Source organism: Enterobacter sp. PL_is379 (genome assembly GCF_055817355.1).
The window spans coordinates 106,655-128,580 of record NZ_JBVPGT010000023.1; the positions used below are offsets into that span (position 1 = coordinate 106,655).

Genomic DNA, 21,926 nt, shown 5'->3' on the forward strand with positions numbered 1-21,926 from the left:
TACGATGTCTGATTCAAACCCAATTTTGTTCTCCTCTGCGCAGAGCATTGAAGCTTACCAGCAGGCGATTGAACAAAGCACTCAGGCTGTGATGCAGTGGCTGAAACAGCCTGAGATGTACCAGGGCAAAACGGTCGCAGAACTGCGCGACCGTATTAAGCTGGATTTCAACCCGAAAGGGCTGGGCAACGAAGCGGCGATTGAACGCGCCGTCGAGTTCTTCCTGAAAGACAGCCTGTCCGTTCATCACCCGCAGTGTGTGGCGCACCTGCACTGCCCAAGCCTGGTCGTAAGCCAGGCGGCGGAAGTGCTGATCAACGCCACTAACCAGAGTATGGACTCCTGGGATCAAAGCCCGTCCGCAACCATCATTGAGATCAAACTGATCGAGTGGCTGCGTACCCGCGTGGGTTATCAGGCCGGCGACGCAGGTGTTTTCACCAGCGGCGGGACTCAGAGCAACCTGATGGGCCTGATGCTGGCTCGCGATGCGTTTTTCGCGCGTCAGGGTCATTCCGTTCAGCAGGACGGTCTGGTTGGCGATCTGCGCAAAATTCGCGTGCTGTGCTCCGAAAACGCGCACTTCTCCGTGCAGAAAAACATGGCGCTGATGGGCCTGGGCTACCAGTCCGTGGTGCAGGTGAAAACGGACGAATTCTCCCGCATGGATCTGACCGATCTGGCGGCGAAAATCGAACAGTGCAATGCGAACGGCGAGCAGATTCTGGCCATCGTCGCGACGGCAGGTACCACCGATGCCGGTGCTATCGACCCGCTGCGTGCGATTGCAGAGCTGGCGGCGAAGCAGAACATCTGGGTACACGTTGATGCGGCCTGGGGCGGCGCGCTGCTGATGTCTGAGCAGTATCGTCACTACCTGGACGGCATCGAGCTGGTAGATTCCGTCACCCTGGACTTCCACAAGCAGTTCTTCCAGACCATCAGCTGCGGCGCGTTCCTGCTGAAAGAAGCACGTCACTATGAGCTGATGCGCTATCAGGCGGCTTACCTGAACTCTGAGTTCGACGAAGAGGCCGGCGTGCCTAACCTGGTTTCCAAATCTCTGCAGACCACCCGTCGTTTTGACGCGCTGAAGCTGTGGATGAGCCTGGAAGCGCTGGGTCAGGAGCAATACGCGGCGATCATCGATCACGGCGTGACCCTGGCACAGCAGGTTGCGGCCTACGTGAAAGCGCAGCCTGCGCTGGAGCTGGTTATGCAGCCGCAGCTGGCAAGCGTTCTGTTCCGCTTCCGCGGACAGGTGCAGACGGATGAAGCGGGTATCGCCCTGCTGAACCAGAAAATTGGTGACGCGCTGCTGGAATCCGGCCGTGCGAACGTCGGTGTGACCGAGCATAACGGCGTCACCTGCCTGAAGCTGACGCTGCTGAACCCAACCGTGACGCTGGAAGATATTAAAATCCTGCTGTCTCTGGTTGAGCGCACCGCGCAGGAAGTTCTGGCTAAGTAATACAACACCCCTCTTCCGCCGGGAGAGGGGTTATTTTTATACGCCTGCCCACCACATCCTTAATTTTAATCCCCAATAGCTCGTCCAGCCCGTCGTGGTACTGACCACGTTCCCCTTCGACACAACCACCAGCGTTGGCGTGACGCTCACCTGCCACTGCTGCGACAAAGCACCGTTTGCATCGTTAATCACCGGCATTTTTAGCTGTTTCTTATCAACCCAGCGCTCAAGCTTTGCGTTGTCACCAGAACGCATGGCGATACTCACCACGTTCCCGCCCTCTTCTGCCAGTTGATTAACCGCAGGCGTCGTGTAGCGGCAAATGCTGCACCAGGTCGCCCAGACGTAGATCAGCAGCGGACGATCCTGGCTGAGCGCCGCAATATCGTGAACGTTGCCGTCGATGCTCGTCATCGGCGTTGCACTAAAACTGGCGGGGAGCGTCGGTTTTCGGTATTGATCAACACCCCATACCACGGCCAGCGTCAGCAGAACGAGTATGATCCCTTCCCGCGCCCAGCGGCGCAGTCGACTGATTTTGCGGTTATCCATTGTGACCTCATGTTTTAACGAAGGTCATCTTAACGGGCAATACGCCATCACGCTGTAAAGAAGTGTCGGGCCTGTAAGCTGGTAAAGATCGCGTCATCGATGAGGTATACCAAAAGGAAAACGATTATCAGGTAGGTTCATTTTTGTTACATTTTTTTTCGAACAAGCCATAGTCTGATATTTAAAATAGGCAGGTTGCCGTATTGTTGGCAGGCAAAATCAAACTTAAAAACCGTTCAACTGGAGAAAAAATGGCTAAGTGTAAATGGCTGCTTCTCGGGGTCGTGATGTCTCTGGCAAGCGCGGCGAATGCAGCACCACAAGCGGCATCCGGCATCAAGGCCTATGAAGAACAAGAGTTCATCGCTGACTTCACGAAATTCAAGATTGGCGACACGGCGCCGGCGCAGTATCAAACGCCGGAGTACACCATCAAACAGTACCAGCTGCGTAACCTGCCGGCTCCGGATGCCGGAACCCACTGGACCTACATGGGCGAGAACTACGTGCTGATTGGCGATGCGGATGGCAAAATCTACAAAGCCTATAACGGAGATATTTTCTATCACCGCTAATACCATCCTGATCCGCCCCTGGCAGGAAAGCGATCGCCCTTTCCTGCGCACGCTCTTCCTCCACGCCCGGCGTGAGGCCTGGTCATGGCTGGACAGTTCAGACTGGCAGCTTGAAGACTTTGACGCGGCCACCCGTGACGAAGTGATTTGGGTTGCCACGCAGAACGGCCATCGCCTGGGTTTTGCCTCCGTCTGGACGAACGATAATTTCCTGCACAACCTGTTTGTCGACCCGCAGTATCAAAGCCATGGGGTCGGGCGTATGCTCCTGGAACAGGTTCAGAAGACGTTTACCAGTACGGGTTCGCTTAAGTGTCTGGTGAAGAATGCGCGGGCTGTCGCGTTTTACCAGCGGCACGGCTGGCACATTGAGGCGACGGGGGATTCTCCGGAGGGAGAATACTATCTGATGCATTATCGGCTTGGGTAAAGTCAGGTGGCGCTTCGCTTACCTGACCTACAAAACCGTATTTCGTAGGCCGGGTAAGGCGAAGCCGCCACCCGGCACTAAGCGAAGAGGAATTACACCGCGCGGAACGCGATTTCCCCTGGGATGACTTCGCCCTGCCAGTAAAGCTGCGCCGCAACGCGTCCCGCCAGCTGGCGATACATTTCTGCAAATTCGCTGTCCGGACGGCTGACCACCGTCGGCTTGCCGCTATCCAGATCTTCGCGCAGGGTAATGTGAAGCGGCATCTGTCCCAGCAGTTGGGTGTGATACTTCGCGGCCAGTTTTTCTGCGCCACCCGTGCCGAAGATAGGTTCGTGGTGACCGCAGTTGCTGCAGATGTGCATGCTCATGTTCTCGACGATACCGAGCACCGGCACTTCCACCTTCTCGAACATCACGATGCCTTTTTTGGCGTCGATCAGCGCGATATCCTGCGGCGTGGTCACCACAACGGCTCCCGTCACCGGAATGTTTTGCGCCAGCGTGAGCTGAATATCACCGGTGCCCGGCGGCATGTCCAGAACCAGATAATCCAGATCCGGCCACATCGTCTCCTGCAGCATCTGCAGCAGCGCTTTGCTGGCCATCGGGCCGCGCCAGACCATGGCGTTATCGTCAGTCACCAGGTAACCGATGGAGTTGGTCGCCAGACCGTGCGCCATGATCGGTGCCATGTGGGTGCCGTCCGGTGAGGTTGGACGCTGGTTTTCCGCGCCCAGCATATTTGGAATAGACGGACCGTAGATGTCGGCATCCAGAATACCGACCTTTGCCCCTTCCGCTGCCAGTGCCAGCGCCAGGTTTACGGCGGTAGAAGATTTCCCCACCCCGCCCTTACCCGAGCTGACGGCAATGATGTTTTTCACGCCGTTCACGCCAGGCTGGTTTTTCACGCGTTTCAGCGTGGCAATGCTGTGGCTCAGCTTCCAGTCGATCGCCTTCGCGCCGGTCATGCGCAGCAGCTCAGAGCTGGTCTGCTCTTTCAGCGCGTCAAAGGCGCTGGTCCAGACGAACGGCATCTGCAGCTCAATGTGCAGCGTATCATCCAGCCAGGCAACGTGGTGTAACGCTTTCAGCGTAGTGAGATTATGCTTCAGGGTTGGATGCTGAAAGTTAGCCAGCGTCCCGGCGACCATTGCTCGTAAGGCTTCCGGTGATTTGGCCTGGGATTGAGAACTCATCCCGACTCCTTTGTTCTTGTGAATAAGACCTTAGATGAACAAGTTTACCTGAAAGGCCGTGGTTTGTGCTTACTTAATAATGCCCCTTTTGGTAATATCAAAAACCCTTTTCACAGTTAAAAGAAGTAATGCCTACTATGACTCAAGTCGCGAAGAAAATTCTGGTAACGTGCGCACTGCCGTACGCCAACGGCTCAATCCACCTCGGCCACATGCTGGAGCATATCCAGGCTGATGTCTGGGTCCGTTACCAGCGAATGCGCGGCCACGAGGTTAACTTCATCTGTGCGGACGATGCCCACGGCACGCCGATCATGCTGAAAGCGCAGCAGCTGGGGATCTCCCCGGAGCAGATGATTGCCGAAATGAGTCAGGAGCATCAGACCGATTTTGCTGGCTTTGACATCAGCTATGACAACTATCACTCCACGCACAGCGACGAAAACCGCGAGCTGTCGGAGCTGATCTACACCCGTCTGAAAGAGAACGGTTTTATTAAAAACCGCACCATCTCGCAGCTGTACGATCCGGAAAAAGGCATGTTCCTGCCGGACCGTTTCGTCAAAGGCACCTGTCCGAAATGTAAATCCCCGGATCAGTACGGCGATAACTGCGAAGTGTGCGGCGCAACCTACAGCCCGACCGAGCTTATCGAGCCGAAATCCGTGGTTTCCGGCGCCACGCCTGTGATGCGTGACTCCGAGCACTTCTTCTTCGACCTGCCGTCCTTCAGCGAAATGCTGCAGGCGTGGACCCGCAGCGGCGCGCTGCAGGAGCAGGTGGCGAACAAGATGCAGGAGTGGTTCGAATCCGGTCTGCAGCAGTGGGATATCTCCCGCGATGCGCCGTATTTCGGCTTCGAAATCCCGAACGCACCGGGTAAATACTTCTACGTCTGGCTGGACGCGCCAATCGGCTACATGGGCTCCTTTAAGAACCTGTGCGACAAGCGTGGCGATACCGTAAGCTTCGACGAATACTGGAAGAAAGATTCCACTGCCGAGCTGTACCACTTCATCGGTAAAGACATCGTTTACTTCCACAGCCTGTTCTGGCCGGCGATGCTGGAAGGCAGCAACTTCCGCAAGCCAACCAACCTGTTCGTACACGGCTACGTAACGGTGAACGGCGCCAAGATGTCCAAGTCCCGCGGGACGTTCATCAAGGCCAGCACCTGGCTGAACCACTTCGACGCGGACAGCCTGCGCTACTACTACACCGCGAAGCTCTCTTCCCGCATCGACGATATCGACCTGAACCTGGAAGATTTCGTGCAGCGCGTGAACGCGGACATCGTCAACAAGGTCGTCAACCTGGCGTCCCGTAACGCGGGCTTTATCGCGAAGCGTTTTGACGGCGTGCTTTCTGCCGAACTGGCCGATCCTGAGCTGTATAAAACCTTCACCGATGCCGCCGCTGCGGTTGGTGAAGCCTGGGAAAGCCGTGAATTCGGTAAAGCGATTCGTGAAATCATGGCGCTGGCCGATGTTGCCAACCGCTATGTGGACGAGCAGGCCCCGTGGGTGGTCGCGAAACAGGAAGGCCGTGACGCCGACCTGCAGGCGATCTGCACCATGGGTCTGAACATGTTCCGCGTGCTGATGACCTGGCTGAAGCCGGTTCTGCCGCAGCTGGCAGCCCGTGCTGAAGCGTTCCTGAACACCGAACTGACCTGGGATGCAATCCAGCAGCCGCTGCTCGGCCACAAGGTGAACACCTTCAAGGCGCTGTACAACCGCATCGAGATGAAGCAGGTTGAAGCTCTGGTGGAAGCGTCTAAAGAAGAGGTGAAGGCTGCTGCGGCACCGGTCACCGGCCCGCTGGCGGACGATCCGATTCAGGAAACCATTACCTTCGATGATTTCGCCAAAGTCGACCTGCGCGTGGCGCTGATTGAAAACGCGGAATTCGTGGACGGTTCTGACAAGCTGCTGCGCCTGACGCTGGATCTGGGCGGCGAGAAGCGCAACGTCTTCTCCGGCATCCGTTCTGCCTATCCGGACCCGCAGGTGCTGATCGGCCGTCAAACCGTGATGGTGGCGAACCTGGCGCCGCGCAAAATGCGCTTCGGCATCTCTGAGGGGATGGTGATGGCCGCAGGCCCTGGCGGGAAAGATATCTTCCTGTTAAGCCCTGACGAAGGCGCGAAGCCGGGTCAGCAGGTGAAATAACAAAAAAGCCGGAGATAATCTCCGGCTTTTTTATGGCATTTTGTTTTCTCCCTCTCCCTGTGGGAGAGGGTCGGGGTGAGGGCATCAGGCCACACCCATTCTGCAATCACGCCTTCGGGTGATGCACCCGGTGAGTTAACCCGCGCAGGAAATTACGCAGAAACTGATCGCCGCACTCGCGGTAGTTTTTATGATCCGGCGCGCGCATCATGGCGGTGACTTCCGGCACGGATACGCGGAATTTTTGCTCAGTCATGATCGCCACGATATCGTCCGTTTTCAGCGAGAAGGCGATGCGCAGCTTTTTCAGCACCGTGTTATTGTTCACGCGACGCTCAAGCGCCAGCTCTGGCGCGGCCGGATCTTTGCCACGCTTATCGTAAATCAGGCCGTTCAGGAAACCCGACAGAATGATGTCAGGGCAGCGGACAAATCCCTCTTCGTCTTCTTTGGTCATCCACGTGTCAAAACTCGCAGACGTGGATTCCATGTCGGACAGCGCAAGAATGCGCACCATGTCGTTATTGTTCGCTTTCAGGGTGTAGCGCAGGCTACGAAGAATATCGTTACTTAGCATAGAGCCTTCGAATGTCGATGATGCAATGGCGCGCAGTGTACCAGCTTTACAGCCCAATCGCCTCTTTCAAACTCTTCAGGTAGCGACGGCTGACGGGCACCGTTTGCCCGGCACGCAGCACCAGCTCGGCCTGGCCGTTATCTTCCAGGCGGATCTCCTTCAGGTGCGCCATGTTCACCAGATACTGGCGGTGGCAGCGAATCAGCGGCGTGCGGCTCTCCAGCGTGCGCAGGGTCAGCTCGGTAAACCCTTCATTCCCTTCCGCGCTGGTGACAAACACCCCGCTCAGGCGGCTGCTGACAAAGGCCACATCATCCATCTGAAGAAGATAGATCCGGCTGTGCCCGGTGCAGGGGATGAACTTCAGCGGCTGCTGGTTTTCCGGCAGCAGCGTGACGTCCTGTACGATGCGCTCCTGACGTAAACGGGTGAGCGTTTTTTCCAGCCGCTTCTCTTCAATCGGCTTGAGCAGATAGTCAAACGCGTGCTCCTCAAAAGCCTTAACGGCATATTCATCAAACGCCGTCAGAAACACGATGTAGGGACGATGTTCCGGGTCGAGCATGCCGACCATCTCCAGTCCGCTGATGCGGGGCATCTGAATATCGAGGAACAGCACGTCCGGGCGCAGTTTGTGCACCGCGCCGATGGCCTCAATGGCGTTCGCGCACTCCCCCACAATCTCAATATCCGGTTGCTCCTGCAGCAGAACGCGCAGGTTTTCCCGTGCCAGCGGCTCGTCATCCACAATCAGCACTCTTAACATGCGTTTTCCTCCAGCGGCAGTCGTACGGTAATACGGGTAAATCGGTCTGGCTCACAGGCGACGGTAATGCCACAGTCGTCGCCAAAATGGGCGCGCAGGCGTTTATCCACCAGGCTCATCCCCAGACCGCCGGAGGCGGAAGGCTGGTAAAGCCCGGCATTGTCTTCAATATCCAGCACCAGATGGTGATTAAAACGGCTGGCGGTAATGGTTATCTCCCCCGTTCCCAGCAGCTGCGACGTGCCGTGCTTAATGGCGTTTTCCACAATCGGCTGCAGGGTAAAGGCCGGAAGATGCTGATACGCCAGCTCATCCGGCACGGAGAGCGACACCTGCAGGCGCGACTGGAAACGCGCCTGCTCAATCTGCAGATAGGCATTCACGTGCTCAATCTCATCGGCGAGGGTCACAATCTCAGACGGCCGTTTCAGGTTCTTGCGGAAGAAGGTCGACAGAAACTGCACCAGCTGCGCGGCCTGATCGCTGTCGCGGCGGATCACCGCTTTGAGCGTGTTGAGGGCGTTGAACAGGAAATGCGGATTGACCTGGGCATGCAGCAGCTTAATTTCGGACTGCGTCAGCAGCGCTTTCTGCCGTTCATACTGCCCGGCCAGAATTTGCGCGGACAGCAGCTGGGCGATCCCCTCCCCCAGCGTGCGGTTGATGGAGCTGAACAGACGGTTTTTCGCCTCATACAGCTTGATGGTGCCCATCACCCGCTGATTCTCGCCGCGCAGCGGAATCACCAGCGTGGAGCCCAGCTTGCACTGCGGATGCAGCGAACAGCGATAAGGCACCTCGTTACCGTCGGCGTACACCACCTCACCGGTTTCAATGGCGCGCAGCGTGTAGGCTGAGGAGATGGGTTTACCCGGCAGATGGTGATCGTCCCCGGTGCCGGTAAAGGCCAGCAGCCGCTCGCGATCGGTGATAGCCACCGCGCCGATATCCAGCTCCTTGTAGAGCACCTGGGCGACCTTCATGCTGTTCTCTTCGTTAAAGCCCTGGCGCAGGATCCCTTCGGTCGAGGCGGCGACCTTCAGCGCCGTCGCGGAAAAGGCCGAGGTGTACTTCTCAAACATGGCGCGCTTGTCGAGCAGAATGCGCATAAACAGCGCCGCGCCCACGGTGTTGGTCACCATCATCGGGGCGGCAATGCTGCTGACCAGGTGCAGCGCATCCTCAAACGGACGGGCAATGAGCAGAATGATCGCCATCTGCGCCATTTCGGCTACAAAGGTAATGGCACCGGCGGTGAGCGGGCTAAAGACTTTATCCGGGCGGCCGCGTTTGATCATGTAACTATGCACCAGCCCGCCGAGCAGACCTTCCACGATCGTGGAGATCATGCAGCTGAGCGCCGTCATCCCGCCCATGGAATAGCGATGCAGCCCCCCGGTTAAACCGACAAGGCCACCGACGACGGGACCGCCCAGCAGCCCGCCCATCACCGCGCCGATCGCGCGCGTATTGGCAATAGAGTCTTCGATATGGAGACCAAAATAAGTCCCCATGATGCAGAAAATAGAGAAGGTGACGTAGCAGAGCAGCTTATGCGGCAGACGTACGGTGACCTGCATCAGCGGGATAAACAGGCGCGTTTTGCTCATCAGCCAGGCAATGACAAGAAACACGCACATCTGCTGAAGCAACAGCAGCACCAGATTAAACTCGTACATACTCAAAACCGCACACGCTAAAAACGCGTAACATACACTGATGCGGGTTTACTTTCTTTGAAGCATCCCAAAAAAGCGCAAAATCGTGTCCGTTATCACACCTTTTTCTGAATATCGCGCATGCTTCGCATTGTTTGTTCAAAAATCAATCAATCTTTCCTGGTTCGCCAAAGTGAGTCTACAGTTAAGCTGGGGACGCGTAAGCCAGGGGGCGAATATGGCGCTTTACACAATAGGTGAAGTGGCACTCCTTTGTGATATCAATCCCGTTACCCTACGGGCGTGGCAGCGACGGTATGGATTACTCAAACCGCAGAGGACCGACGGTGGGCATCGCCTTTTCAATGAAGCCGATATCGACCGCATTCGCGAAATTAAAAGCTGGATCGACAACGGGGTGCAGGTCGGCAAGGTGAAGTCCCTGCTGAGCCACGACGACCCGGACACGCAGCACCTCTGGCGCGAACAACAGGAAACCCTGCTGCGACTCCTGCAGGCGGGCAACCTGCAGCGCCTGCGCGCATGGATAAAAGAGCAAGGCCGCGATTATCCGGCACAGACGCTGATCAACCATCTTTTCATTCCGCTCCGTCGACGCCTGCAGTGCCAGCAGTCCACCCTGCAGGCGCTGCTCAGCATGCTCGACGGGGTGCTGATCAACTACATCGCCGTCTGCCTTGCCTCAGCGAAGAACAAAGCCGGAAAAGATGCGCTGGTGGTCGGCTGGAACGTGCACGATACCACCCGCCTGTGGCTGGAAGCGTGGATTGCCACCCAGAAGGGCTGGCGCGTGGATGTCCTGGCGCATTCGCTGGCGCAGCTTAAGCCTGAGTTTTTTGAGGGCCAGACCCTGCTGGTCTGGTGTGGCGAAGTGCCGTCCGCCACGCAGCAACAGCTGCTGACGGAATGGCGTGAGAATGGTTACCCGGTTTATTCCCTTGGTCCGGATGAGCCATAACGGCATTTAATGGTTCATTAACAGCTGCGCTTCACCGTATAATTGTTCCGTTAACAACAGGAGCACATGATGAAGGCAACCAAACTGGCCATTATTACCCTTTTTGTCCTGATGGCCGTAAGCGGTATCGGCGGCGTGATGCTGGCAGGATACTCGTTTATTGTTCGCGGCGGTGTCGGCTGAGGTAGAGCGCGAGCCGCTCAAAAAGGCGATCGACGACGATTGCCGCCAGCGCGACCAGCACCGCTCCCTGCACTATATAAGCCGTATTAAACCCGCTCAGGCCGATAATAATCGGCGTTCCCAGCGTATTGGCACCAACCGTAGACGCAATGGTCGCCGTCCCGATGTTAATAATCACCGACGTGCGGATCCCGGCAATGATAACCGGTGCCGCAAGCGGCAGTTCAACCTTGCGCAGCCGCTGGCCGCGACTCATCCCCATCCCTTCAGCCACGCTCAGCACCGACGCCGGTACCGCCGCGAGGCCCGCCAGCGTGCCCTGCAGAACCGGCAGTACGCCGTATAAAATCAGCGCAATAATGGCGGGCTGCTGGCCAAAGCCCATCACCGGAACCGCTATCGCCAGAACCGCCACCGGCGGAAACGTCTGTCCAATGGCCGCTATCGTCTCTACCAGCGGACGAAACTCCTTGCCCGCAGGTCGCGTGACCGCAATGCCTGCCCCTACCCCCAGCACAACCGCGATGGCGCTTGAGAGCGCCACCAGCCAGAGATGCGCCAGGGCGAGATTAATAAAGCTCTCCTGCTGATAGACCGGCCGCGGCAGCCCGGGAAAAAGGGCGTTAAACAGCGCCGCGCTGTGCGGCATCAGAAACAGCAAGGCGACAAAGAGCGCTACCAGCCAAAGGAGCGGATCACGCAGTGCCTTCACGCGTCACCTCCCCGGCCAGCAGATCGCGGAAATGTAAGGTTCCGCACGGCGTCCCGCGAGCGTCCGAGACGGGCAATACCTCGCACTGGCGCGCGACAAACGCGGAGAGGGCATCCCGCAGGCTCATCTGCGCATGCAGCGGTTCGCCGCTTAGCAATGTCTCCTCCCGACGCATATAGTCGCTGACAGTCCGCAGGGAGAGCAGCCTCACGCCCAGCTCGCTGCGGCCAAAAAACTCGCGCACAAAGTCGTTCTTCGGCCAGGTTAACAGCTCAAGCGGCGAGCCCTGCTGCACCACTTCGCCATGATCCATCAGCACCAGATGGTCGGCCAGGCGCAGGGCTTCATCAATATCGTGCGTCACGAGTACGATCGTGCGTCCGAGAATGCGGTGAATGCGGGTCATCTCCGCCTGCAGCGCCCCGCGCGTAACCGGATCCAGCGCGCCAAAGGGTTCATCCATCAGCAGCACCTGCGGGTTGGCCGCCAGCGCGCGCGCCACGCCCACGCGCTGCTGCTGGCCTCCGGAAAGCTGGTGCGGATAGCGATCGCGCAGCGCGGGCTCGAGCCCCAGCAAAGACATCAGCTCATCCACCCGGTCAGCAATTTTTGCCCGCGACCATTTTTCCAGCTGCAGCACGGTGGCGATGTTCTGCGCCACCGTCCAGTGTGGAAACAGGCCGATAGACTGAATGGCATAGCCCATCCGACGGCGCAGCTCCAGCACCGGCAGGCTGCGGATCTCTTCTCCGGCAAAGCGGATCAGCCCGCTGTCATGCTCAACCAGACGGTTGATCATCTTCAGGGTGGTGGATTTTCCCGAGCCTGAGGTGCCAATCAGCACGGAAAACGCCCCCTCGGCAAAGTTCAGGTTCAGGTGGCTCGCCGCCGGGCGACCGGCAAACGTTTTACTGACATCATGGAATTCAATCATTGGCTCTTCTCCTGAGCAGCGCGAGCCATAAGGCAAACAGCGCGTCGACGACAACCGCCAGCGCAATCGTCGGAACCACGCCCAATAACACCAGATCGAGCGCACTGCTTAGCAGCCCCTGGAACACCAGGGCGCCAAAGCCGCCCGCACCAATCAGCGCCGCAATCACCGCCATGCCGACGGTCTGTACCGTTACCACCCGCAGGCTGCGCAGCAGCAGGGGCAGCGCCAGCGGGAGCTGAATTTTCCAGAAACACTGCCGCGCGCTCATGCCCATCGCATGGGCGCTTTCCAGCACGTCAGGTGCGACCTGGCCCAGGCCCGCGACCACGCCGCGCACCAGCGGCAGCAGGGCGTACAGCACCAGAGCGATAAGGGCGGGCGTTAACCCCGTTCCGGCTATGCCGAGCGTCCCCAGCACCGGAAATGACTTCACCAGCCCGGCCAGCGGCGCAATCAGCAGGCCAAACAGCGCAACGGAAGGAATGGTTTGGATCACGTTGAGCACGGCAAAGACACCGCCCTGACGTGAAGGATGGCGGTAACACCACATGCCCAGGGGGATCCCGAGCAGCAGCGCCGGAAAGAGCGTGCCGAAGAGGATCGTCAGGTGTTGCGCCAGGGCATCGTCAAACACCTCCTGGCGGTTGGCGTACTCTTTTAACAGCGAGAGATTGTTCAGTTCCCCGCTGAACAGCAGGAACAAGGGAATGCACCATATCTGCGCGTTGAGCACCCAGCGCCAGACGGCGCTGGAGATGAGTCGACGAATGGCATCGCTGCTGACCAGCAGACAGAGCGCCAGCCACAGCCAGAGGCCGCTACCCACCGTGGTTCTCGCCAGCGGACTTTCTGCCGACGCCATGTGCGTCGCCGCCAGCCCGCCACTCCAGAACAGAATGATAAACAGCCCTTCAGCGAGGAGCAGCGTCAGCCACTGCGCCGTGCGCCCTTGCCAGAACGATAGCGCAACCCACGCGGCCAGCGCCGCCGCCAGCCACCCCGGCGTGAAAGACCAGACCTGCCAGAGCGCTTTGCCCTCCCCCGACATCAGACGGTTTGGGGCTACGTTGACAAACGGCAGCGCGACCGCCGCGATGGCCACGCAGGCCAGCAGCAGCAGGACGCGGTTATGACATTTTATTGGCACAGCCCTTTCCCGTTACTTCACAAGCCCTTGTTGTTTCAGGAAGTCGGCGGCCACTTTTTTGGCATCCAGCCCCTCGACGGCAATGCTGGCATTCAGCTGTTGCAGCGTTTTTTCATCCAGTTTTTCGAAGACCGGTTTGAGCCAGTCGGCAATCTCCGGATAGGCTTTCAGCACCGCCTCACGCACGACCGGGGTCGGGGCGTAAATCGGCTGTACGCCTTTAGGATCGGTCAGGGTTTGCAGGCCGAGCGCCGCCACCGGACCGTCGGTACCGTAGGCCATGGCCGCGTTAACGCCAGAGGTTTGCTGCGCCGCCGCTTTGATGGTCACCGCAGTATCCCCGCCCGCCAGAGAGAGCAGCTGCGCCTGGTCGAGCTTGAAGTCGTAGGCTTTTTCAAACGCGGGCAGCGCGTCGGGACGCTCGATAAACTCCGCAGAGGCCGCGAGCTTGAAATCGCCCTTCTCTTTCAGGTAGCGGCTGAGATCCGCAAGCGAGGTTAACTTGCCTTTCTCCGCCACGTCCTTGCGCACGGCGATAGTCCAGGTGTTATTGGCGGGAGCCGGGGTCAGCCAGACCAGTTTGTTCTGTTCCGCGTCGAGTTTTTTGACTTTCTCATACCCGGCGTTAGCGTTTTTCCATGCCGGATCGTTTTCTTGTTTGAAGAAGAACGCGCCGTTGCCGGTGTATTCCGGGTAGATATCCAGCTCGCCGGAGGTGATCGCACCGCGCACGACGGGCGTAGTGCCGAGCTGAACTTTATTGACGGTTTTCACGCCGTGGCTGTCCAGCACCTGCAAAATAATATTGCCGAGCAGCGCCCCTTCGGTATCGATCTTTGAGCCCACCTTTACCGGCTCCGCCGCCTGTAGCGGCAGACTTAGCGCCGCCAGCAGCACCACAGATCCCAACATCCCCTTTGCAATCGTCATTCTACTATCCTCATTTATTTTGCTGCCTTTTTCAGAGGCTTGAGAGAAAAGCGTAGCTTAAAACGGCAGAATTAACCGTCAAAATGCCTTTTTAGCATAAGGTAAGACGCCTCCCCCGCAGGACGGGGGGAGGCAAAGGAGGGACAGGTTACAGCAGTTCGAACTCGCCTTTATTCACGCGGGCGGAGTCCACGCCGATAAAGACGTTAAACTTGCCCGGTTCCGCGTCATATTTCATCTGCTGGTTCCAGAACTTCAGCGCATCCACGTCGATCGGGAAGCTGATAGTTTGGGTTTCGCCAGGCTTCAGGTTGACCTTCTCAAAGCCGCGCAGCTGCTTCACGGGACGGCTCATCGACGCGGTGACATCCTGAACGTACATCTGAATCACCGTTGCCCCTTCGCGCTTGCCGGTGTTGGTCACCTCAACGCTAGCGGTGACTTTGCCGTCACGCTTCATCGTAGGCGCTGACATTTTCACGTCAGAGACCTTGAAGGTGGTGTAGCTCAGGCCGTAACCAAACGGATACAGCGGGCCGTTAGCTTCGTCGAAGTAACGAGACGTGTACTTGTTCGGCTTGTCGGCGTTGTACGGGCGACCGGTGTTCAGGTGGCTGTAGTAGACCGGGATTTGCCCGACGGAGCGCGGGAAGGACATCGGCAACTTGCCCGACGGGTTGTAATCGCCAAACAGAACGTCGGCGATGGCGTTACCGCCTTCGGTACCGGCGAACCAGGTTTCCAGAATGGCGTCAGCCTGCTGGTCTTCTTTCACCAGCGCCAGCGGACGACCGTTCATCAGCACCAGCACCAGCGGCTTGCCGGTGGCTTTCAGGGCGGCGATCAGATCGCGCTGGCTCTGCGGAATGGTGATATCGGTCCGGCTGGAGGCTTCGTGCGCCATACCCTGCGCTTCCCCCACGACCGCGACAACGACGTCAGACTGCTTCGCGGCGTTCACCGCCTCGTCAATCATCTCCTTCGGCGTGCGCGGATCGACCTTCACAGCTTCCTCATACTGGTTGAGGAAGGTCACGATGTCTTTATCGTTGGTGACGTTCGCCCCTTTGGCGTACATCACCTTGGCGTTATCACCCACGGCACTCTTGATACCGGTCAGCACGGTCACCGACTGGTCAGCCACGCCTGCGGCAGACCAGCTGCCCATCACGTCGCGCTTGCTGTCGGCCAGCGGGCCCACCACGGCAATGGTGCCGGATTTTTTCAGCGGCAGCGTGTCGAGGCGGTTTTTCAGCAGCACCAGGCTTTCGCGCGCCACGTCACGCGCTTCTTTGCGGTGCAGACGGCTTTCGGCGTTGGTATCTGCCGGGTCAGACTCTTTCGGGCCCAGGTGGCTGTACGGATCGTTAAACAGCCCCATGTCGTATTTCACGTTCAGCACGTGGCGCGCGGCATCGTCCAGCTCCGCCATCGTTACCTTGCCGCTCTTCACCAGCCCCGGCAGGTATTTGCTGTAATACTCATCGCTCATGCTCATGTTGATGCCGGACTTGAGCGCCACGCGCACCGCGTCTTCCGGATCGGAGGCGGTACCGTGCTTGATCAGCTCTTTAATCGCGCCGTGGTCAGAAACGGTGATGCCTTTAAAGCCCCACTGGTCGCGCAGCACGTCTTTCAGCAGCCAGGAATCGGACGTCGCCGGCGTGCCGTTCAGGGAGTTCAGCGCCACCATCACCGCGCCGCTGCCCGCATCCAGCCCTGCCTTGTACGGCGGCATATAGTCGTTAAACAGGCGCTGCGGGCTCATGTCGACGGTGTTGTACTCTTTACCGCCTTCCACTGCGCCATAGGCTGCGAAGTGTTTGACGCTGGTCATCACCGAGTAGCGATCCGCCGGGCTTTTGCCCTGCATCGCTTCCACCATGGTTTTGCCCATCGTGGAGGTTAAATACGTATCTTCACCAAAGCCTTCCGAGCCGCGGCCCCAGCGCGGATCGCGCGAGACGTCCACCATAGGTGCCCAGGTCATGTTCAGGCCGTCGTCCGCCGCTTCATAAGCCGACACGCGCCCGACGGTTTTCACCGCGTCGAGGTTAAAGGAAGACGCTAAGCCGAGGCTAATCGGGAAGACGGTACGCTGGCCGTGCACCACGTCATAGGCAAAGAACAGTGGAATTTTCAGGCGGCTGAGATCCATCACCTGGTCCTGCATCTTGCGGATATCCTGGCGGGTGACGGTATTAAAGATGGCCCCTACCTGCCCGTCTTTGATCATCGCCCGGATGGCCTCTTTCGGGTTATCCGGGCCGACGCTGATAAGGCGCAGCTGGCCGATTTTCTCATCGACCGTCATTTTCTTGAGCAATTCCGTGACAAACGCATCCCGTGCTTCAGGCGTGAGCGGGTGATTGCCAAACAAATCCTCTGCCAGCGCAGGTTGCAGCGCCAGGCTGACGGCGACACCTACAGAACATAGCCATTTCATGTCGTTTTACTCTCTCATCAATAACCGCCGGACGATCTCGGCCATACCGTGCGAAAAGCGCAGTGTGCCACAAACCCTCAGAACGTTGCAGGGTTATTCTCTGATTTTTCTCGTGAATACTCGACCGCTTAACAGTTAATCGCGCTATGCTTTACAGCGAGAAATTTGCCCCACCACAAGGAGTGGAAGATGTCTTCTGTTCGAACAAACGATAACACGGCTTTTATTAACGAACTGTCGCGCCTGGTTGGCTCCTCTCATCTGCTTACCGACCCGGCCAAAACCGCCCGCTACCGTAAGGGTTTCCGCTCCGGCCAGGGCGAGGCGCTGGCGGTGGTCTTCCCCGGCACGCTGCTGGAGCTGTGGCGCGTGCTGAGCGCCTGCGTCGCCGCCGACAAGATTATTTTAATGCAGGCCGCCAATACCGGCCTGACCGAAGGCTCCACGCCGAACGGCAACGATTACGATCGCGACATCGTGATTATCAGCACCCTGCGCCTCGACAAGCTGCACCTGCTGGACAAAGGCGAGCAGGTGCTCGCGTTCCCCGGCACCACGCTCTACTCCCTGGAAAAAGCGCTTAAGCCGCTGGGTCGTGAGCCGCACTCGGTGATTGGCTCCTCCTGTATTGGCGCCTCGGTGGTCGGTGGGATCTGCAACAACTCCGGCGGCTCGCTGGTACAGCGCGGCCCGGCCTATACCGAGATGTCGCTGTTTGCCCGTATTGACGAAAATGGCAAGCTGACGCTGGTGAACCATTTGGGAATCGATCTCGGCGTGACGCCGGAGCAGATCCTCAGCAAGCTCGACGACGATCGCGTGAAGGATGAAGATGTGCAGCACGACGGCCGCCACGCGCACGATCACGACTACGTGACCCGCGTGCGGGATATCGACGCCGATACGCCGGCGCGCTACAACGCCGACCCGGACCGCCTGTTTGAATCCTCCGGCTGCGCCGGGAAGCTTGCCGTTTTTGCCGTGCGCCTGGATACCTTCCCGGCAGAGAAAAAGCAGCAGGTATTTTACATCGGTACCAATCAGCCTGAGGTTCTGACGGAGATCCGCCGTCATATTCTGGGTGAATTTACCCATCTGCCGGTGGCGGGCGAGTACATGCACCGGGACATTTACGACATCGCCGAGCGTTACGGCAAAGATACGTTCCTGATGATCGACAAGCTGGGCACCGACAAAATGCCGTTCTTCTTCACCATGAAGGGCCGCACCGACGCGATGCTGGAGAAAGTGTCGCTGTTCAAACCCCACTTCACCGACCGCTTTATGCAGAAACTGGGCAACGTTTTCCCGGCGCATTTACCGGAGAGGATGAAAACCTGGCGCGACAGGTACGAACACCACCTGCTGCTGAAAATGGCCGGAGACGGGATCGCCGAAGCGCAGTCCTGGCTGACTGAATTTTTCAAAACCGCTGAGGGTGATTTCTTTGCATGCACGCCGGAAGAAGGCAGCAAAGCCTTCCTGCACCGCTTCGCTGCTGCGGGTGCCGCCATCCGTTACCAGGCGGTGCATTCCGAAGAGGTGGAAGATATTCTGGCGCTGGATATCGCTCTGCGGCGTAACGATACCGAGTGGTTTGAACACCTGCCGCCGGAAATCGACAGCAAGCTGGTGCATAAGCTCTATTACGGCCACTTTATGTGTTATGTCTTCCATCAGGATTACATCGTCAAAAAAGGGGTCGATGCACACGAACTGAAGGAGCAGATGCTCGCCCTTCTGCGTGAACGTGGCGCACAATATCCTGCGGAACATAACGTCGGACATCTTTATAAAGCCCCCGACGCACTTAAGCAGTTTTATCGCGAGAATGACCCTACAAACAGCATGAATCCCGGCATCGGTAAAACAACGCGGAAGAAATACTGGAAAGAAAGCGCGGACGCGGAGCAGCGCATAACGCAAGCGTCTGATTAATTCCTACAGCCAAATTTGAGAGATTGTTAAGCGCTCCTTAATCGTAATAGAGTAACTGTCTGACGCCGGAGAAACGTTTCTCCGGCTTTCTATAACGAGGAGCAGGCTCATCATGTCGGCTATTGATGTTTTATCCGAGACCGAACTGGAAGTGCGCGATGCCCTTCCCGATGATGTGCATGCCATCGCCGCGATCTATGCCTGGCATGTGCTTCACGGGCGCGCGTCATTTGAAGAAGTCCCCCCCACTATCGACGAAATGCGTCATCGAATGAAAAGCGTGGCTGAGAATGGTTTACCGTGGCTTATCGCGCTGTATCGCGGCATCGTGGTGGGCTACTGCTACGCCACGCCTTACCGTCCGCGACACGCCTACCGCTATACCCTGGAAGAGTCGATTTACGTGGATGCCAGCATCACCGGGCGCGGTTTTGGCACGGCGTTAATGTCTGCGCTAATTGAACGCTGCGAACAAGGTCCGTGGCGGCAGATGATTGCCGTGGTGGGAGATGGCAATAATAATGCCGGTTCGTTACGCCTGCATAAAAAGCACGGCTTCGTGATTGTCGGTCAGCTGCGCAGCGTAGGCTATAAGAAAGGCGACTGGCGGGATACGGTGATTATGCAGCGCCCGCTCAACGATGGTGACTGGACGCTGCCGGAATAAAAGCAAAACGGTAACCTGGGTTACCGTTTTTAGTGTTTTCTCCCTCTCCCTGTGGGAGAGGGTCGGGGCGAGGGCATCAGCGCGCAGAGGCGCATCAGTCGTTCTGCGCCGTCGCCATCTGCTCCGCTTTCTGCTTTTTATACGTCAATGCGGCGGCCGGAACGGGCTGCACTTTTCCTGTTTCAATCCAGGTACGCAGGCGGCTCGCATCCGCAAAGTGCGTGTATTTGCCGAAGGCATCCATCACCACCAGCGCCACCGGCTTACCGTTAAACACCGTGCGCATCACCAGACAGTGCCCTGCCGCATTGGTAAAACCGGTTTTTGTTAACTGAATATTCCAGTTATCACGGTAAACCAGATGGTTAGTATTGCGGAACGGCAGCGTATAGGCCGGGTTCGCAAAGGTCGCCATCTCTTCACGGGTGGTACTGAGCTGACCAATCAGCGGGTACTGTTTGCTGGCAATCAGCAGTTTCGTCAGATCGCGGGCCGTGGAGACGTTGCTGATCGACAGACCCGTCGGTTCAACATAATGCGTATTGTTCATCCCCAGCGATTTGGCTTTGGCGTTCATTGCGCGGATAAACGCGTCGTAGCCGCCCGGATAATGGTGCGCCAGGCTCGCCGCCGCGCGGTTTTCAGACGACATCAGCGCCAGCAGCAGCATATTTTTACGGCTGATTTCACTGTTCAGCCGCACGCGGGAGTAGATCCCTTTCATCTCCGGCGTGTGGCTGATATCCACTTTCAGCTTTTCGTCCAGCGGCAGATGGGCATCAAGCACCACCATCGCGGTCATTAATTTAGTAATCGAGGCGATCGGGCGCACCAGGTCCGGGTGGCTGGCGTAGATCACCTTATTGGTGTTGAGATCGACAATCATCGCGCTGCCTGAAGCAATTTGCGGTTGGGCAGCGGCAGCGGTCACCGCGGGCGTTTTGGCGACGGCCGGCACGGCAGCGGACGCACCCAGCAACAGCGCCAGGCTAAGTAAAGAGACTCGGAATTTCAGCATGGTGAGACTTCTGATAATTATTCACGCACGTCATGACGTACACCGCCTGTATCAACGGATAAACACAGGCTGGCTTCGGCATCATAGCCGTCAGCGGGCGTTGTCGCCAGAGGATAATCGTGAACAGATGCTGCATTGCTGGCATTTACGCCAGCAATGCAGTGAACTCAGAAGAGACGGTATCCATAACCCCAAAGGATCACCGTCAGCGCCAGTAGCGCCTCCAGCACCAGCACCCCGATAGCGAGTGTTGAACTGGAAAAACTCAGGCCTTCTTCTTTATTGATATTCAGGAAGGTTGGAACCCCCAGATACAGCAGATACCCGGTGTAAAAGAGGGCAATGGTACCGATCAGCGCGCACAGCCAGACCAGTGGATAGAGCGCAACAATACCGCTTAAGAACAGCGGGGTCGCGACATATCCGGCAAAGACCATACAGTGCGCCAGCGATGGACGTTGTGGGTAGTTACGCGCCATCCAGTGAATGACTCGCCCCATGACCGCCACACCCGCCAGCATCAGACCATAAAAGACGATGGCCAGATAGAGTCCGGTAAACCAGGAAAGCTGAACCACGGTGCCGTCACCGAAGTTCCAGCCGATTTGTGTCGTTCCGATAAAAGCGCATATTACCGGCACCGCAGCCATCAGCAGCACGTGGTGCGTGTAATGATGCGAGACCGTTTCGTTCTCACTTTTAATGACATGCATTTCACGATCGGGATGGGAGAAAAGTCCCCAGACATGGTTCATAGCGCCCCCTTGTTGTCGGCCCGTCAGCGATACCTTAAGTATAATGCAGGCTTTAGATTATTTTATGTACAGTGGGAAATTTCCGTTGATTTCCCCGCTGTTGATTCATGGGGTATATGATTAAACGAGGTACGCAGAGGGAGATAACAGTTACGTAATGGATATTAACGCACTCATTGAACAATATGGCTATGCCGCGCTGGTCATCGGTAGCGTGGCAGAAGGCGAAACCATCACCCTGTTAGGCGGCGTCGCCGCGCATCAGGGATTGCTGAAATTCCCGCTGGTCGTCGCCGCGGTTGCGCTGGGGGGGATGATTGGCGATCAGCTGCTCTACTTTCTCGGGCTGCGCTTCGGGCCAACGCTGCTTAAGCGTTTCACAAAGCATCAGAAGAAAATTCGCCGCGCTCAGCGGCTCATTCAACGCCACCCCTATCTGTTCGTCATTGGCACGCGCTTTATGTATGGCTTTCGCATTATCGGGCCGATACTCATTGGTGCCAGCCATCTGCCGCCAAAAATTTTCCTGCCGCTCAATATTGTGGGTGCGATTGCCTGGGCGCTGATCTTTACGACGCTCGGTTATGTGGGGGGCGAAGTGATTGCGCCCTGGCTGCATAATCTCGACCAGCACCTCAAGCACTGGGCGTGGCTGATTCTGGTGGTCGTGGCGGTGATTGGGGTCAGGCTGTGGCTGAAACATCGGGAAAAGAGGCGGGATGAGGAGTGAGTGCGGCCTGATGCCCTCACCCTAACCCTCTCCCACAGGGAGAGGGAACTAAAAACACCCTCTCTCACAGGGAGAGGGGAAC

Annotated in this window: 21 protein-coding genes; 9 read left to right on the forward strand and 12 right to left on the reverse strand. The window is 57.6% G+C overall.

Annotation, left to right across the window (positions count from 1 at the left end):
* Positions 1-4: 4 nt before the first annotated feature.
* Positions 5-1,471 (forward strand): pyridoxal phosphate-dependent decarboxylase family protein, encoded by a 1,467-nt coding sequence (locus tag AC0TOY_RS05275; protein ID WP_024908138.1) that lies wholly within the window; start codon positions 5-7, stop codon positions 1,469-1,471.
* 36 nt (positions 1,472-1,507) lie between these two features.
* On the opposite strand, the gene AC0TOY_RS05280 is transcribed toward AC0TOY_RS05275, so the two are convergent.
* Complete coding sequence (locus AC0TOY_RS05280; RefSeq protein ID WP_157189458.1) at positions 1,508-2,023, reverse strand: protein disulfide oxidoreductase; 516 nt, start codon at positions 2,021-2,023, stop codon at positions 1,508-1,510.
* 251 nt (positions 2,024-2,274) lie between these two features.
* On the opposite strand from AC0TOY_RS05280, the gene AC0TOY_RS05285 reads away from it, so the two are divergent.
* Both AC0TOY_RS05285 and AC0TOY_RS05290 read left to right on the forward strand, forming a co-directional pair.
* The gene (locus tag AC0TOY_RS05285; protein WP_048992494.1) at positions 2,275-2,598 is read left to right on the forward strand and encodes an RcnB family protein; all 324 of its coding nucleotides are present in this window, start codon (positions 2,275-2,277) and stop codon (positions 2,596-2,598) included.
* Positions 2,549-3,028, forward strand: coding sequence for a GNAT family N-acetyltransferase (locus tag AC0TOY_RS05290; RefSeq protein WP_473721579.1), 480 nt, complete (start codon positions 2,549-2,551; stop codon positions 3,026-3,028). Before AC0TOY_RS05285 ends, AC0TOY_RS05290 begins: the two co-directional genes overlap by 50 nt.
* Before the next feature lie 92 nt (positions 3,029-3,120).
* Here the strand turns inward: AC0TOY_RS05290 and apbC are convergent, their stop codons facing one another.
* Positions 3,121-4,230 carry an iron-sulfur cluster carrier protein ApbC gene (apbC, locus tag AC0TOY_RS05295; protein ID WP_045908656.1) on the reverse strand — a complete coding sequence of 370 codons (1,110 nt, stop codon included), beginning with the start codon at positions 4,228-4,230 and terminating at the stop codon, positions 3,121-3,123.
* 137 nt (positions 4,231-4,367) lie between these two features.
* On the opposite strand from apbC, the gene metG reads away from it, so the two are divergent.
* The gene (gene metG / locus AC0TOY_RS05300; protein WP_032663202.1) at positions 4,368-6,401 is read left to right on the forward strand and encodes a methionine--tRNA ligase; all 2,034 of its coding nucleotides are present in this window, start codon (positions 4,368-4,370) and stop codon (positions 6,399-6,401) included.
* A gap of 106 nt (positions 6,402-6,507) precedes the next feature.
* On the opposite strand, the gene AC0TOY_RS05305 is transcribed toward metG, so the two are convergent.
* The 3 genes from AC0TOY_RS05305 to AC0TOY_RS05315 are packed head-to-tail and all read right to left on the reverse strand — an operon-like array spanning position 6,508 to position 9,423.
* Positions 6,508-6,978, reverse strand: coding sequence for a YehS family protein (locus AC0TOY_RS05305; protein WP_008500891.1), 471 nt, complete (start codon positions 6,976-6,978; stop codon positions 6,508-6,510).
* A 46-nt stretch (positions 6,979-7,024) separates the two neighbouring features.
* Positions 7,025-7,744, reverse strand: a complete 720-nt coding sequence (gene btsR / locus AC0TOY_RS05310) for a two-component system response regulator BtsR (protein WP_061714769.1) — start codon at positions 7,742-7,744, stop codon at positions 7,025-7,027.
* Entirely contained in the window at positions 7,738-9,423 is a 1,686-nt protein-coding gene (locus AC0TOY_RS05315) for a sensor histidine kinase (protein ID WP_208763083.1), read from the reverse strand. Before AC0TOY_RS05315 ends, btsR begins: the two co-directional genes overlap by 7 nt.
* A 217-nt stretch (positions 9,424-9,640) precedes the next feature.
* On the opposite strand from AC0TOY_RS05315, the gene mlrA reads away from it, so the two are divergent.
* The gene (mlrA, locus tag AC0TOY_RS05320; RefSeq protein WP_024908146.1) at positions 9,641-10,381 is read left to right on the forward strand and encodes an HTH-type transcriptional regulator MlrA; all 741 of its coding nucleotides are present in this window, start codon (positions 9,641-9,643) and stop codon (positions 10,379-10,381) included.
* Positions 10,382-10,450: 69 nt separating this feature from the next.
* A complete protein-coding gene (locus AC0TOY_RS05325; protein WP_008500895.1) occupies positions 10,451-10,564 on the forward strand; it encodes a protein YohO in 114 nt (37 codons plus the stop codon).
* On the opposite strand, the gene AC0TOY_RS05330 is transcribed toward AC0TOY_RS05325, so the two are convergent.
* From AC0TOY_RS05330 to bglX, 5 genes are all read right to left on the reverse strand, one after another.
* Positions 10,539-11,276, reverse strand: coding sequence for an ABC transporter permease (locus AC0TOY_RS05330; protein ID WP_033146011.1), 738 nt, complete (start codon positions 11,274-11,276; stop codon positions 10,539-10,541). The two genes, AC0TOY_RS05325 and AC0TOY_RS05330, sit on opposite strands and share 26 nt — an antisense overlap.
* A complete protein-coding gene (locus tag AC0TOY_RS05335) occupies positions 11,260-12,210 on the reverse strand; it encodes an ABC transporter ATP-binding protein (protein ID WP_267216906.1) in 951 nt (316 codons plus the stop codon). Before AC0TOY_RS05335 ends, AC0TOY_RS05330 begins: the two co-directional genes overlap by 17 nt.
* Complete coding sequence (locus AC0TOY_RS05340) at positions 12,203-13,360, reverse strand: ABC transporter permease (RefSeq protein WP_208763086.1); 1,158 nt, start codon at positions 13,358-13,360, stop codon at positions 12,203-12,205. Before AC0TOY_RS05340 ends, AC0TOY_RS05335 begins: the two co-directional genes overlap by 8 nt.
* 12 nt (positions 13,361-13,372) lie before the next feature.
* On the reverse strand, positions 13,373-14,290 hold the full coding sequence (gene osmF / locus AC0TOY_RS05345; RefSeq protein WP_267216905.1) for a glycine betaine ABC transporter substrate-binding protein OsmF: 918 nt from the start codon (positions 14,288-14,290) through the stop codon (positions 13,373-13,375).
* A 148-nt stretch (positions 14,291-14,438) separates the two neighbouring features.
* Complete coding sequence (gene bglX / locus AC0TOY_RS05350; RefSeq protein ID WP_208763087.1) at positions 14,439-16,736, reverse strand: beta-glucosidase BglX; 2,298 nt, start codon at positions 16,734-16,736, stop codon at positions 14,439-14,441.
* A 189-nt stretch (positions 16,737-16,925) separates the two neighbouring features.
* Here bglX and dld point away from each other — a divergent pair, with 189 nt between their 5' ends.
* Both dld and AC0TOY_RS05360 read left to right on the forward strand, forming a co-directional pair.
* Positions 16,926-18,674: a D-lactate dehydrogenase gene (dld, locus tag AC0TOY_RS05355; protein ID WP_024908152.1), complete on the forward strand. Its 1,749-nt coding sequence runs from the start codon at positions 16,926-16,928 to the stop codon at positions 18,672-18,674.
* Between the two features lie 112 nt (positions 18,675-18,786).
* Complete coding sequence (locus AC0TOY_RS05360; protein WP_024908153.1) at positions 18,787-19,341, forward strand: GNAT family N-acetyltransferase; 555 nt, start codon at positions 18,787-18,789, stop codon at positions 19,339-19,341.
* A 94-nt stretch (positions 19,342-19,435) separates the two neighbouring features.
* Here the strand turns inward: AC0TOY_RS05360 and pbpG are convergent, their stop codons facing one another.
* Together pbpG and AC0TOY_RS05370 are read right to left on the reverse strand one after the other, a co-directional pair.
* Positions 19,436-20,359 (reverse strand): D-alanyl-D-alanine endopeptidase, encoded by a 924-nt coding sequence (gene pbpG / locus AC0TOY_RS05365; protein ID WP_024908154.1) that lies wholly within the window; start codon positions 20,357-20,359, stop codon positions 19,436-19,438.
* Between the two features lie 167 nt (positions 20,360-20,526).
* Positions 20,527-21,114: a Yip1 family protein gene (locus AC0TOY_RS05370; protein WP_023312454.1), complete on the reverse strand. Its 588-nt coding sequence runs from the start codon at positions 21,112-21,114 to the stop codon at positions 20,527-20,529.
* 157 nt (positions 21,115-21,271) lie between these two features.
* Between AC0TOY_RS05370 and AC0TOY_RS05375 the strand changes: the two genes are divergently transcribed.
* Positions 21,272-21,844 carry a DedA family protein gene (locus AC0TOY_RS05375; protein WP_024908155.1) on the forward strand — a complete coding sequence of 191 codons (573 nt, stop codon included), beginning with the start codon at positions 21,272-21,274 and terminating at the stop codon, positions 21,842-21,844.
* The last annotated feature ends 82 nt before the right edge of the window (positions 21,845-21,926 follow it).

Coding starts and splice junctions, on each gene's coding strand:
- AC0TOY_RS05275 (WP_024908138.1), top strand. CDS start 5: ATGTCTGATTCAAACCCAATTTTGTTCTCCTCTGCGCAGAGCATTGAA.
- AC0TOY_RS05280 (WP_157189458.1), bottom strand. CDS start 2,023: ATGGATAACCGCAAAATCAGTCGACTGCGCCGCTGGGCGCGGGAAGGG.
- AC0TOY_RS05285 (WP_048992494.1), top strand. CDS start 2,275: ATGGCTAAGTGTAAATGGCTGCTTCTCGGGGTCGTGATGTCTCTGGCA.
- AC0TOY_RS05290 (WP_473721579.1), top strand. CDS start 2,549: ATGGCAAAATCTACAAAGCCTATAACGGAGATATTTTCTATCACCGCT.
- apbC (WP_045908656.1), bottom strand. CDS start 4,230: ATGAGTTCTCAATCCCAGGCCAAATCACCGGAAGCCTTACGAGCAATG.
- metG (WP_032663202.1), top strand. CDS start 4,368: ATGACTCAAGTCGCGAAGAAAATTCTGGTAACGTGCGCACTGCCGTAC.
- AC0TOY_RS05305 (WP_008500891.1), bottom strand. CDS start 6,978: ATGCTAAGTAACGATATTCTTCGTAGCCTGCGCTACACCCTGAAAGCG.
- btsR (WP_061714769.1), bottom strand. CDS start 7,744: ATGTTAAGAGTGCTGATTGTGGATGACGAGCCGCTGGCACGGGAAAAC.
- AC0TOY_RS05315 (WP_208763083.1), bottom strand. CDS start 9,423: ATGTACGAGTTTAATCTGGTGCTGCTGTTGCTTCAGCAGATGTGCGTG.
- mlrA (WP_024908146.1), top strand. CDS start 9,641: ATGGCGCTTTACACAATAGGTGAAGTGGCACTCCTTTGTGATATCAAT.
- AC0TOY_RS05325 (WP_008500895.1), top strand. CDS start 10,451: ATGAAGGCAACCAAACTGGCCATTATTACCCTTTTTGTCCTGATGGCC.
- AC0TOY_RS05335 (WP_267216906.1), bottom strand. CDS start 12,210: ATGATTGAATTCCATGATGTCAGTAAAACGTTTGCCGGTCGCCCGGCG.
- osmF (WP_267216905.1), bottom strand. CDS start 14,290: ATGACGATTGCAAAGGGGATGTTGGGATCTGTGGTGCTGCTGGCGGCG.
- bglX (WP_208763087.1), bottom strand. CDS start 16,736: ATGAAATGGCTATGTTCTGTAGGTGTCGCCGTCAGCCTGGCGCTGCAA.
- dld (WP_024908152.1), top strand. CDS start 16,926: ATGTCTTCTGTTCGAACAAACGATAACACGGCTTTTATTAACGAACTG.
- AC0TOY_RS05360 (WP_024908153.1), top strand. CDS start 18,787: ATGTCGGCTATTGATGTTTTATCCGAGACCGAACTGGAAGTGCGCGAT.
- pbpG (WP_024908154.1), bottom strand. CDS start 20,359: ATGCTGAAATTCCGAGTCTCTTTACTTAGCCTGGCGCTGTTGCTGGGT.
- AC0TOY_RS05370 (WP_023312454.1), bottom strand. CDS start 21,114: ATGAACCATGTCTGGGGACTTTTCTCCCATCCCGATCGTGAAATGCAT.
- AC0TOY_RS05375 (WP_024908155.1), top strand. CDS start 21,272: ATGGATATTAACGCACTCATTGAACAATATGGCTATGCCGCGCTGGTC.